Genomic DNA, 11,526 nt, shown 5'->3' with positions numbered 1-11,526 from the left:
CACGCGGGAAATCGAGAGGACGCGGATTTGCACCTGTGCGCGCCGAGTTTCAAGCGAAGTCGTGCGCCTCTTCCATTGAGATAGGTCAAAGCCAAACTTGCGCGAATTGCGTAGCTCGGCTTGACTAGAATGATTGACAAAGCCGCGCGTTCTGGCAAATTTGTCCGGACAAATTATTTGAAGCGCTTGTAAGAGAACCAAAGGGACCCCCGACATGGCCTCCGATCTGCCCCCGCCCTACACCGCCATGACCCGGCACGAAATGATGCCGCGCGCCAGCCATGACGAAGTGGCGCGGTTCAACTTCCTCACGCACTTCAACCGCTACTTGTCGGGAACTATCGGGGCGGGCAACAAGCTTGCTTATGAAAGCCGCGTCCTGCCCGCTTTCCGTGCAGAGCATGGCCGCGATCCGGAGCACCGGTACGAAATCCGCGATGCGATGAACCAAGACCCTTGGCACCGCATGTGGTCTGCAATGAAGCGCAATTCTATGGAGATGCGCCAGCATTTCGGGAGGCAGGTGGTGCTGCGCCAGCTTGATGAGCTGGATGCGATGGCATCGCAATATAACGAGCATTCAGGCCAGCTCGAACTCGATCCCAATGTGGAGCAACCGCATTACCAGACCGCGGTCGACATTCACTGTCAGCCAGGTGGCTATCACTCCGAAGAGCGGGCAGGCGATGTGACAGTGGGCGCGAATTACGATGTCGGCCTGTTTGCCACGACCGGCGGCGCGCTGGGTGGATCAAACGATGGCGGCGGACAAGCGGTCGTTGGCTGGGTCAAGGCCGAGCGACCCGACTGGCAGCCAAAGCGCATCCTCGATATCGGCTGCACCGTTGGCCACAATGCTGTGCCCATCGCTCAGGCGTTTCCGGACGCTGAGGTCATCGCTATCGACACCGCAGCCGCCTCGCTTCGATACGGAGCAGCGCGTGCCGCCGCCATGGGCGTCAAAAATATCCGCTTCGTACAAGCCTCGGGCGAAGACCTCTCACGTTGGGCTGATGGCAGTTTCGACTGGGTGCAGACGACCATGTTCCTGCACGAGCTGTCGTCCAAAGCCATGCCGCGTATCCTGTCGGAATCTCACCGTGTGCTCAAACCCGGCGGGTTGATCCTGCATATCGAGCAGCCTCAATATTCCGATGAAATGCCGCTGTTTGAGCAGTTCATGCGCGATTGGGATGCCTTCAACAATAACGAGCCGTTCTGGTCAGCAATGCACGGTCAGGACCTGAAGCAGGTGATGGCGGATGCCGGCTTTGCCCGTGAAGACCAGTTTGTCGCCGGTGTGCGCGCGGTGGTCGATCCCGAAATCTTCCCGCCGTCTCCTGATGAGGGAGAAGAGGACTATGGCCGCGCCGCGATCTGGAACGCTTACGGCGCGTGGAAGGCCTCTACTGAAAAGGCGGCGGCTGCATGAGCGCCAATGACAAAGAGAAACTCGACTGGGTCGCGCTCTCTGGCAAGCGCGCCAAGGGCAAGCGTCCTGAATATTTCGATGAGCCTGCACTCGACCGGCTCTATTCCACCGTCTTCGCGCTCGCCGCAGAAGTCTCTGCCTTGCGGGAGAGGCAAGACACTGTGGAGCGCCTGCTCGACGAGAAAGGCACGATCAGCCGCGACGATATCGAAGCCTATGTGCCGGACCGCGAGGCCGGTGAGGAACGGGGTCTCGCGACACGCGCTTACCTCGCGCGGATTATGCGCGGCTTCCAGCAAGAGGTCGAGGCGATGGAGGCAGGCGACCCGCCGATCATGGAGGTGGTCGAGCGCCTGAAGAAGGAATGATGCAGCGCTAATAGCGCGCCTTTCTCCCACATGCCTTTTGGACGGGGCTGGGATGAAGGGATCAATGGGAGGGGATCATGGAATTTCTGGCAGCGAACGAGCTCGCCATCCTGCGATGGATACACATCCTTGCAATGGTGTATTGGTTGGGCGGCGAATGGGGCGTCTTTCAAACGAGCTACAATGTGACCAACCGCGCGCTCTCTTTGGAGGAGCGCAAGCGGCATATGGAGACCGCTTACCGCATTGATATTCTGGCGCGCACGGGGATCGTCCTGCTCCTCCCGCTCGGCCTCCACATGGGCAAACTGTTCGGCTTTGTGCCGCTGCTTGATGGTGCGGGCGTGTGGTGGATGTGGCTCATCTTCGCCGTCTGGCTGACGATGACATGGACCGCCTTTTTCAAGCGCGAGACGGACATCGGCATCTTGGTCACCAAGTGTGAGGAATGGCTGCGCTATCCCCTCATAGCCGCGCTCTTGGTCACCTCCTTCATGGCGTTTGGCGGCACCGGCCCGATCCAAAGCGGCGAGTTCAATCAGTGGTATCCCTCCAAGATGGCGCTTTACGCCTTTGCGTTGTGCATCGGGCTCTTCCTGCGCCTCGTCATGCGGCGCTGGACCGAGCGGTTTCGCATCCTCGCTATGGGTCCAGATGCCGAGCAAGAAGCAGCGCTGGAGCGGGAGATCGCCATGGCGCGCTTTGCCGCCTACATCTACTGGATCACGATTGCGTCGGTGTGCTTCCTCGGCGCTGTGAAGCCGTTCTAATCTCGGAGTTCAAACTATGCCCGCCTACATGATCGTTACCGCCGCCATCCATGATCGCGAGAAGTTCATCTCTGGCTATGGCGCGAAGGCGGCCGACCTGATCGGACAGTTCGGCGGCGAATATCTGCTGCGTGGTCCGGGGGCAGAATTGCTCGAAGGCGATTTCGGAGACGGCGCCGGTATGGTGATCTCCAAATGGCCCGACCGCGATGCGGCAAAGGCGTTCTGGAACAGCCCGGAATATGCCGAGGCAAAGAAATTGCGCGAGGGATTGGCCGACGTGCAGGTCTTGCTGATCGACGGACCGGACATTTCCGCCTAGAGCCTCGCGCCAATGGCGACACGCAAACCCGATCCCAATCTTTACGCCGGAGACCTGTTCGGTGAATTCTATCAGGTCGAGGAGGCGCAGGCCCCCCGCCGTGTTGCTCTTCGTGCGCTGGTGCCGGGGATTGCGACTGCGTTGATTGTGGCCTTCGCAGCCTTGTGGCTGTCCGAGCAATATGGCTTTCCTGCGATCCTTGCAGGGTTGCTGCTGGGTCTGGCTCTGGCGTTTCTGGCCGAGCATCCGGCGCTGGGCGAGGGCCTCGATTTCGTATCGCGGCATTTCCTGCGGGTGGGGATCGTGCTGCTCGGATTGCAGGTTTCGCTGATGCAGATTGCGGAGCTGGGATGGGCTGCCTTTGCTGGATTGCTTGCGATCATGGCGGTGGCGTTTGGTAGCGGAATGCTGGGCGCTAAGCTCGCGGGGCAGGGGCGCTATGCCGGCGTGCTCGCAGGCGGCGCGACCGCGATTTGTGGGATTTCGGCAGCGCTCGCGCTCTACAGCGTGGTTGGCCGTAACCGGCTGGATCAGGCGCGTTTTACGCTGACGCTGGTGGGCGTGACTTTGGCGAGCGCGCTGGCTCTGGCCTCCTATCCCGCGCTTGCTTTTGCGCTCGGCCTAACAGAGGCGCAGGCGGGCTATCTCGTCGGCTCCTCGATCCACGATGTCGCACAGGCGATTGGCGCGGGCTATTCGATCTCGGATGAGGCGGGCGGACAGGCGACCGTTATCAAGCTGGCGCGCGTCGCTTTGCTGGCGCCTCTGGTGGCTGTGATCGCGCTGTGGCTGGGCCAAAGTGGAGCGGACAAGAAGGCCGTACCCGCGTGGAAGCGAATCAGCGTTCCGTGGTTCATCCTCGGCTTCCTTGCGTTGGTGGTGGTGAACAGCTTTGTCACCCTGCCGCAGGTTGTCGCGGTGCAGGGGTTGGAGGTATCCAAATTCCTGCTCCTCCTCGCCGTCATCGCCACCGCCATGCGCACGCAATTGGCGATGCTGATCGGCGCGGGATGGCGGCCTTTGCTTCCGGTATTGGCGGCGACTTTGGGGTCGTTTGGCGCGGCTTTGGCGGTGACAACGATGGTGCTGGGTTAGACTGGTCGGGGCAGCGCAGTAGTCACCTTCATCTCCTCCATCGAGAAGCTCGCGGTGACATCGGCGATGTCCGGAACGCGGCGGATAAGGCGCTGATAGATGCGATCATAGCCTCCAATGTCGCTGGTGCGCACTTTCAGCAAATAGTCGATATCGCCCGCCATCCGGTGGCACTCGACAATCTCCTCAATCCGCTCGATCGCGGCGTGAAACTGCTCGAGCCAGTCTGCATCATGCCGCCGCGTGCGGATCGCGACGAAAACGCAGGTGCCAGAGCCCACCAGCGCTGGGTCGAGCAGCGCGACCCGCCGCGCGATAATGCCCGCTTCCTCCATCCGCTTGATCCGCCGCCAACATGGATTGGCCGACAGCCCGACGTTGTCAGCGATGGCTTGCAGCGACAGCGTCGCATCGCGCTGGATCAGCCCAAGGATCGCCCAGTCGCGATCATCCAGTTCTATCGAAACACTCATATGCGCAATATTATCCCAATTCAGGCTAAAATGCGAGTGACTTTGGGAGAAAATCCCGCGTTCGGTGCGCTAAACACACTGCAAGGCTCGCCATTTTGCAAAAAGGATATCTCAATGCCGCTCAGACAAGCCTTCACCGACCACCCCGTATCTGTCGGCGAAAGCTACTGGGAGCACCTCGCCCATGCGTGCGGCTTTGGTATCCGCATGATTGCGGGCGGATGCGCCTGTGTGCTGCACGGCGTCTTCCCGTTCCTGTTCGTGAAGACCGGCAGCCGCCAGATCACGACGCTCCACGGGCGCATGGTGACGCATCGTAGCAAGCTGCCAGAGGCACTCGATTTCGTGATCTAGCGTTACTGAAGAATCTGGTTCAGCTCGATCAGGATGCCATCGGGGTCGAAGAAATTGCACCCCATCACGCGGATATCCGGCCCGCCATCGCGTCCGGGATAGACCTGCAAGCGCGGCTCTGCTGTGAAGGTCACGCCGGGCACGGACTTGGCCGCCTCGCAGCGTCCTTCGACATCGTCGGTGTTGAGCACCATGACGACATCGCCTGGTCCCATCCGCTTGGGATAGTCCTGCGCCGGGATGGCGGGATCGATCCACTCCATCAGCCCGACCCAGCCGACCCACGGATCGTTCGAATTGAGCAGCACCAGCCGCGCGGTAGCGCCCGGTTCTCCGGCGGGTAGAGCGACGCCGGACGTGGTGACGGTGGTGTCGTAATTGACCTGCAATCCGATCACATCGCGGTAGAGCTTCAGCGAGTTCTCAATGTCGCGCACGATGATGGTAGAGCGGCGCACATCGGTGGGAATGCGCGCATCGGGCGCGTCGATCCCGGCGTCCTCGGGCGCGGCGGCTGAGGTTCCGGGCGAGCCGTCTGCGCCGCGATCCCCGCGCACGTTGACTACGCAGGCCGAGAGCGCTGTCGCACACGCTCCGACTAAGACGAACCGGATCATCTTCCTCATTGGTTCTCCCCTACCGCGCCAGCCTCAAGCAGCGCCTCCATTTTAGCCTCGTCATAGCCCAGCGAAGAGAGCACGTCGCGGGTATCTGCGCCCGGTGTCGGAAGGCGCTGCGGAGAGCCGATCCGCTTGCCGTCCATCTCCAGCGGGATGGTAGGCAGACGGACTTCAGTGCCATTGTCGAGCGTCACATCCTCTAGTCCGCCCTCTGCCAGATGCGGATCGTCGAACATGTCCTGCGGTTTGCCAATGGGCGCGAAGGGCAGGCCAGAACCGTCGAGCTTCGCGATCACTTCCTGCGCCGTCATCGTCCCGATCAGCTCGCGGATCACCGGCAGAATGCGGTCGCGCGCATCGACGCGAGCGTTGTTCTCCCGCAGGCTTTCGTCAGCCCACAATTCGTCCAGTGCAAAGAGCTTGCAGAACTTCTCCCACAAGGCATCGGTAACAACGCCGATGAAAACCGGATCGTCCTTGGTCTGGAACACGTCATAGATCGCCCAGGCAGAGACGCGGGCAGGCATGGGTGCGGCGGGTGTGCCGGTGACGGCATATTGCGCCATGTGCTGGCCGACGAGGTAGATCGTGGTCTCGAACAGGGAGGCCGAGACCTTCTGCCCTTTGCCCGTCCGGTGGCGTTCTTCGAGCGCTGCGAGCACACCGATGACGCCGAACATGCCCCCAGTGACGTCAATCACGCTCGCGCCTGCGCGCAGAGGCTTGCCCGTAGGGCCGGTCATATAGGCAAGCCCACCCATCATCTGCGCGACCTCGTCCAGAGCGGTGCGCTGTTCATAGGGGCCGGGCAGGAAGCCCTTCTCGCTGCAATAGATCAGCCGTTCGTTGAGCTTCGCGCAGTCCTCATACGAAAGCCCAAGCCGGTCGAGCGCGCCTGGCCGGAAATTCTCAACGAGTATATCCGCGCCCGCGATCAGGTCTTTGGCGACGCTCAAGCCGCCCTCGTCTTTCAAATTCAAGCAGATCGACTGCTTGCCGCGATTATACATCGGGAAATAGCCCGCGCCTGATCCTTTCAAGCGCCGCGTCCGATCCCCGCCCATCGGCTCGACCCGCACGATTTCTGCGCCAAGGCCTGCGAGGATGTGGCCCACGGTTGGCCCCATGACCATGTGGGTGAACTCGACGACTTTGATCCCGGCGAGGGGTTGCGGAGAGGTGCTCATGCCGCAGCCCTTTCCTTGTAATCCAGCATCGGTCCGGCATCCGGAGTGAAGCCATAAAGCGGCTCTCCGGGTAACGCTTCCTCGATGATTGAGCGGACTTTTAGCAACGCCTCCAGGTCAATGCCGGTCGAATAGCCCATCGAATTGAGCATCAGCACCAGATCCTCCGTCACCAGATTGCCTGAGGCCCCCGGCGCGAATGGGCAGCCTCCCAGACCGCCGAGCGAAGCATCGAAGGTGGTGATCCCTTCCTCCAGCCCCGCGACCACATTGGCAAGGCCTAGGCCGCGCGTGTTGTGCAGGTGGAGCGTTGTGAGCATGTCGTCGCCGACCTCGGCCTTCACAGCGCGGGTCAGGCGGCGGACTTGGGCGGGATCGGCATAGCCCGTCGTGTCTGAAAGGCTGAACTCCTGCGCGCCCGCTTCTGCGGCTTGCGCGGCTAGCCGGACGACCTGATCCTGCGCCACCGCGCCCTCCATCGTGCAGCCGAAGGCTGTGGAGAGGCCGACGGCGAAGTGGATGCCGTGATCCTTCGCGATTGCTGCCGCTGCCGCGATCTCAGCGAGCATAGCGGGGTGGTCTTTGCGCACATTCTTGATTGAGTGGGTCTCGCTCATCGAGAAGGGGATGCTCATCCCATCAACGCCCGCATCGGCGGCAAATTGCGCGCCCTTGGCGTTGGGAACTAGGGTGACAACGGTCAGGCCATCAATGCCCTTGGCGAAGGCCACCAGCTCGGCGGTGTCAGCCATTTGCGGGAGGAGCTTGGGGGGCACAAAGCTGCCCACTTCGATCTCCTTCACGCCTGCTGCGGCCTCTGCGGCGATCCAAGCCTTCTTGGCCTCAAGCGGCATGACCCGGTCAATGCTCTGCAACCCGTCGCGCGGGCCGACTTCGGAAATGAGGATTTCGGTCATTGGGTGGGCTCCAGATAGATCCAGGGGCGCGCCGCGCGGTCGGCCGTGGTCCAGTCCGCGACCGCGCTCTTCTGTGTGAGGGTGAGGTCGATGACATCGAGGCCTTCGCTGAGCATATGCTTAGCTTCAGCCTCGATTGTGAAGGGGTATTCCATGCCTTTGCCCGAGACAGTCTGCGCGGCGAGGTCGATGGTGATCTCCCGCCCGGCCAGTGCTTCCAGCACGTTCCGCTCCAGCGTCACCGGCAGGATGAAATTGCGCAATGCGTTGCCATGAAAGATCGGCGCAAAGCTCTCCGCCAACACCGCTTTCACGCCATATTCGGCGAGCGCCCAGACGGCGTGTTCACGGCTCGACCCGCAGCCGAAATTGCTGCCTGCGACAAGGATCGGCGCGCCGCGATAGGCGGTCTGGTTGAGCGAGAAGCGGGGATTCTCGGTCCGTGCATCGGCGTCTGTATAGCGCCAAGGGGCGAACATTCCGTCCGCCAGCCCGTCGCGGCCCGTCGAGCGCATTTCGCGGCTAGGGATGATTGTATCGGTGTCGATATTGTCGCCGAGCTGCGGTCCGGGGATCGGCGCGCCAATGCCATTGAGAGGCTGCGGGAAAGCGCTCATGCTGCGGCCTCCTCTACGGCCAGATAGTCGCGCGGGTCTGTGATGACGCCTGCGAGTGCGCTGGCCGCAACCGTTTCGGGGGAGGCGATATGGGTGCGGATGCCGGGGCCCTGGCGGCCTTCGAAATTGCGATTGGTCGAGGAGATGACGCGCGCGCCAGGGTCAAAGCCCTCTCCCCCTGCATAAAAGCAAAGGCTGCACCCACTCATCCGCCACTCGAAACCGGCGTCCTCGAACACGCGGTCCAGCCCTTCGGCCTCCGCCGCGCGTTTCACGCTCAGCGATCCGGGGACGACCAGCGCCTTGGTGATGGCAGGCGAAATGCGGCGGCCTTTCAGGATCGCCGCCGCGCGCCTCAGATCGGAGAGCCGCGCATTGGTGCAGCTGCCTATGAAGGCGGCGGTCAGCGGGGTGCCGGCGATGCTCGCTCCGGCAGCAAGGCCGATATAGTCGTGTGCGCGGGTGGGGCCATTTGGGACGGTCGCGTCAACCGCGACAGTATGCTCGGGACTGGTGCCCCAGCTGACCATTGGCCTTAAAGATGCCGCGTCGATAACGATCTCATGGTCGAACCCGGCATTGGGGTCGGAATGAAGCGATTGCCAGTAGGGCTCATCAAAGCTCTCCGGCGCATAGGTGCGTCCGGCGAGATACTCGAACGTCACTTCATCCGGCGCTACCAGTCCCGTCATCGCGCTGAACTCGGTCGCCATGTTGCACAGGGTCATGCGCCCTTCCATGTCGAGCGCACGTACGGCTTCGCCTGCAAACTCAACCACATGGCTGGCCCCTCCGCCTGCGCCATGGCCTGCGATGAGAGCGAGGATCATGTCCTTGGGTGTCACGCCTGCTGGCGCCGCGCCTTCAAAAGTCACCCGCATCGTCTTTGGTCGGTCGAGCCGTAAGGTTCCCGTCACCATCGCATGTTCTGCCTCTGACGAGCCGATCCCCCAGGCGAGCGCTCCGAATGCGCCTTGCGTGCAGGTGTGGCTGTCGGGCGCGACCAGCGTGCAGCCGGGCAGGACGATGCCCTGTTCGGGAGAAATGACATGGACAATGCCTTGGTCGCGGTCATTCACGTCGAAGAGCGTGATACCGGCCGTTTTGCAGGCAGCGCGGGTTTCGGTGATGAAGCCCTCTCCACCTGGCATCAGAGTGCTGTCCCCGCGCCCAATGCGTGTATCGACTATGTGGTCCATCACCGCAAAAACGCGCGCAGGGTCGACAATTGTCCGACCCATTTCGGCCATGCGGGCGAGAGCCGCCGCTCCGGTGCGTTCGTGCAGGAAGACGCGGTCGATCGCAATCAGAGATGCACCACCTGCCGTCTTGGCGACGTGGTGTGTGTCCCAGATCTTCTCGAAAAGCGTCTTCGGCATGTTTCCTAATCTAGGCGTTCGCCTTCATCTCCGCATCAATTGCGCGCCAGTCCTTGGTCACAAACGTCTCTTGAATGGCGGTGCGCGTTTCCAGCGCTCCGTTCCTGATCCAGTGCCATGTGCGGCAGCGGTTCTGGCCATCGTCAGAGATCTGGATCTGCTCATAGAGATAGAGCGAAGGATCGCCAGTGCGCTGCCAATAGAGCATCATTGTGCGGTTATATTCGTCAAGCGGCACTTCAGCGGCCCAGCCCTGGATCAGCTCATTGTCCCACCAGATGCGCCCGTCACGATAGGTCGCGGGGAAGTCGCGCACTTCGGTTTTGCCGTCCGGCCAAGTGTAGTGGTTGGTCTGGTGATAGGGGATCGCGTCCTCCCCCGTCATCCGGCATAGCAGGCGGCTGGCATGCTGGTCGACAAGCTCGTCCTTGGCGTTGAAGTAGGAATAGGTGCCGTCCCAGACCCCCTCGTGGCGGGCGAGCAGCGGCATGCGTTCGGAGAATTCAGCGAAAGTGGTCATCTTCAGGAGGCTCCGTTGAGTGTGATCAGTGTATCATGCCAGCGCCGCGCGGCATCGCCGGCGCGGATGCGAGCGCGCGCGCGAGCGTGAAGGACGTGGGGGTCGAGCTTGGCTTCGTCGAGCGGGATCGCGTTTACAGCAGAGGCTTCATACCATGGTTCGAAGAACACCTCGGCCCGCGCACAGGCCCAGGCGCGCTGGAGGTATTGGCCGAAACGGTCGGGCGTCATGTCGGGGTAGAGCAGCTCAGGGTCTCCAGCGGGCGCGGCGGGCCACACTGTATCGGAGGCACCTACGGCCTCGCCGAAGGCCTTGACCGTCGCGGCCATGTCCTGCGCATTGTCGGAGAAGCCATGTCCGGGCACGTCGATGGCAATCTCGCCAGCGCCGGGCTCTGCCATCTCACCAGCGGGTCCGTGGAGGATAAGCTCGCCCCCTCTCTCGCCCTTCCAGTGGATCAGCGAGCCGTCGACGTCGAGCCAGCCTTCGTCCGCATCCTCGGCCAAGTCGGGACAGTCGTCCCCCTCGCTGCGAGCTTGCAGGAAGGCTAGGCTCTCGGCCTGATGGTCCGCAGGCGTTGCCACGGGCCGCGCTTCCCACCCACTCGGCATATCGCCCAACCGGTCGAGATGTGCTTGCAGGGGATCGCCATTGTAAGCGGTGATGAGGCAGGGCGGCACGTCAGCGTCGACGGGCGGAATGTCACGCGGCGCGCGCAGCACCGCTCCATATCCCGCTTGATAGGCGTTGCCCGCATCGAGCATCTCGGAAACCGCCTGCGACACTCGCGCAATGTCCGCATGGGCGACCGAAAGCCGCGCTTGCTCTCTCGTGTCGAACCACGGGAAGACCCAGCTCTGCTCCAGCATCCGGTTCCACAGCCATGTCAGATGCTCGCCATAATCGGACGGGTGAAACTCGGGGAGATAGCGCTCTCCGAAGATGCGCATTTCCTCCTCGTTCCAGATTGCATAGCCGCCAATGGCAAGGGCGGAGAACCGCTCCGGATGGCGTTTTAGAGCCGTGACAAGGATGATCCCGCCCGAATGAAAACCGTAGGCGGGGCAGCTTTCGACACCGAGGCAATCGAGAAATTCGCCCAGGGCATCGGCGAACTCGGCGATCTCGGGTTGACCCGGCAAAGGATCACTTTGTCCGAACCCCGGTGAATCGGGCGCAACACACGTGAAATGCTCGCCCCATTTGCGCATGAGATCGGCATATTCGGCGCTCGACCGGGGGCTTTGGTGCACCATCAGCAGCATCGGCCCCTTACCGCAGCGGCGATAATGGACCTTGCGCGCTGGCCGGTCCGGTCCAGCAGCAGGAATGGTTAGGACGTGCCGGGTGATGGTGGGGGTCAAAGCGGCCTCAAAAGTTGTCCGGACAAATTTTGCTCGACAAGCCTCTACGCAACTTTATTGTGGCCTGTCAAAGCCCAAAGAGTGTCAAAGCTCGAAAACGGAGACGTA

14 protein-coding genes are annotated in these 11,526 nt (G+C 62.0%); 6 read left to right on the top strand and 8 right to left on the bottom strand.

Translation table 11 applies throughout. The annotated features are described in order from the left end of the window. Positions 1-214 precede the first annotated feature (214 nt). The 5 genes from AC0V6X_RS11935 to AC0V6X_RS11915 all read left to right on the top strand — a co-directional run bounded on the left by AC0V6X_RS11935 (position 215) and on the right by AC0V6X_RS11915 (position 3,987). A complete protein-coding gene (locus AC0V6X_RS11935; protein ID WP_486184766.1) occupies positions 215-1,432 on the top strand; it encodes a class I SAM-dependent methyltransferase in 1,218 nt (405 codons plus the stop codon). Then, positions 1,429-1,800, top strand: a complete 372-nt coding sequence (locus AC0V6X_RS11930) for a hypothetical protein (RefSeq protein ID WP_486184765.1) — start codon at positions 1,429-1,431, stop codon at positions 1,798-1,800. The genes AC0V6X_RS11935 and AC0V6X_RS11930 overlap by 4 nt, the downstream gene beginning before the upstream one ends. Positions 1,801-1,877: 77 nt before the next feature. Then, a complete protein-coding gene (locus AC0V6X_RS11925) occupies positions 1,878-2,570 on the top strand; it encodes a hypothetical protein (protein ID WP_486184764.1) in 693 nt (230 codons plus the stop codon). A 16-nt stretch (positions 2,571-2,586) separates the two neighbouring features. Beyond that, positions 2,587-2,892, top strand: coding sequence for a DUF1330 domain-containing protein (locus AC0V6X_RS11920; RefSeq protein WP_486184763.1), 306 nt, complete (start codon positions 2,587-2,589; stop codon positions 2,890-2,892). 12 nt (positions 2,893-2,904) lie between these two features. Further along, positions 2,905-3,987, top strand: coding sequence for a YeiH family protein (locus AC0V6X_RS11915; RefSeq protein WP_486184762.1), 1,083 nt, complete (start codon positions 2,905-2,907; stop codon positions 3,985-3,987). On the opposite strand, the gene AC0V6X_RS11910 is transcribed toward AC0V6X_RS11915, so the two are convergent. Continuing rightward, positions 3,984-4,460, bottom strand: a complete 477-nt coding sequence (locus AC0V6X_RS11910; RefSeq protein WP_486184761.1) for an Lrp/AsnC family transcriptional regulator — start codon at positions 4,458-4,460, stop codon at positions 3,984-3,986. The genes AC0V6X_RS11915 and AC0V6X_RS11910 overlap by 4 nt on opposite strands. 114 nt (positions 4,461-4,574) lie before the next feature. Between AC0V6X_RS11910 and AC0V6X_RS11905 the strand changes: the two genes are divergently transcribed. Continuing rightward, positions 4,575-4,814: a DUF6356 family protein gene (locus AC0V6X_RS11905; RefSeq protein WP_486184760.1), complete on the top strand. Its 240-nt coding sequence runs from the start codon at positions 4,575-4,577 to the stop codon at positions 4,812-4,814. Positions 4,815-4,816: 2 nt separating this feature from the next. Here AC0V6X_RS11905 and AC0V6X_RS11900 read toward each other — a convergent pair whose 3' ends face one another. From AC0V6X_RS11900 to AC0V6X_RS11870, 7 genes are read right to left on the bottom strand one after another with little or no spacing between them, the layout of a single operon-like run. Continuing rightward, entirely contained in the window at positions 4,817-5,440 is a 624-nt protein-coding gene (locus AC0V6X_RS11900; RefSeq protein ID WP_486184759.1) for a VOC family protein, read from the bottom strand. Beyond that, a complete protein-coding gene (locus AC0V6X_RS11895) occupies positions 5,437-6,621 on the bottom strand; it encodes a CaiB/BaiF CoA transferase family protein (RefSeq protein ID WP_486184758.1) in 1,185 nt (394 codons plus the stop codon). The genes AC0V6X_RS11900 and AC0V6X_RS11895 overlap by 4 nt, the downstream gene beginning before the upstream one ends. Further along, complete coding sequence (locus AC0V6X_RS11890) at positions 6,618-7,538, bottom strand: hydroxymethylglutaryl-CoA lyase (protein WP_486184757.1); 921 nt, start codon at positions 7,536-7,538, stop codon at positions 6,618-6,620. Before AC0V6X_RS11890 ends, AC0V6X_RS11895 begins: the two co-directional genes overlap by 4 nt. After that, a complete protein-coding gene (gene leuD / locus AC0V6X_RS11885; protein WP_486184756.1) occupies positions 7,535-8,155 on the bottom strand; it encodes a 3-isopropylmalate dehydratase small subunit in 621 nt (206 codons plus the stop codon). The genes AC0V6X_RS11890 and leuD overlap by 4 nt, the downstream gene beginning before the upstream one ends. After that, complete coding sequence (locus AC0V6X_RS11880) at positions 8,152-9,534, bottom strand: 3-isopropylmalate dehydratase large subunit (RefSeq protein ID WP_486184755.1); 1,383 nt, start codon at positions 9,532-9,534, stop codon at positions 8,152-8,154. Before AC0V6X_RS11880 ends, leuD begins: the two co-directional genes overlap by 4 nt. 10 nt (positions 9,535-9,544) lie before the next feature. Beyond that, complete coding sequence (locus AC0V6X_RS11875) at positions 9,545-10,054, bottom strand: DUF3598 domain-containing protein (protein WP_486184754.1); 510 nt, start codon at positions 10,052-10,054, stop codon at positions 9,545-9,547. 2 nt (positions 10,055-10,056) lie between these two features. Continuing rightward, positions 10,057-11,418 (bottom strand): alpha/beta fold hydrolase, encoded by a 1,362-nt coding sequence (locus AC0V6X_RS11870; protein WP_486184753.1) that lies wholly within the window; start codon positions 11,416-11,418, stop codon positions 10,057-10,059. Positions 11,419-11,526: the final 108 nt, after the last annotated feature.

This window comes from Erythrobacter sp. S267 (assembly GCF_057365045.1).
Note: the sequence above shows the minus strand (reverse complement) of the source record. Positions and strands in the feature narration are given on the sequence as shown.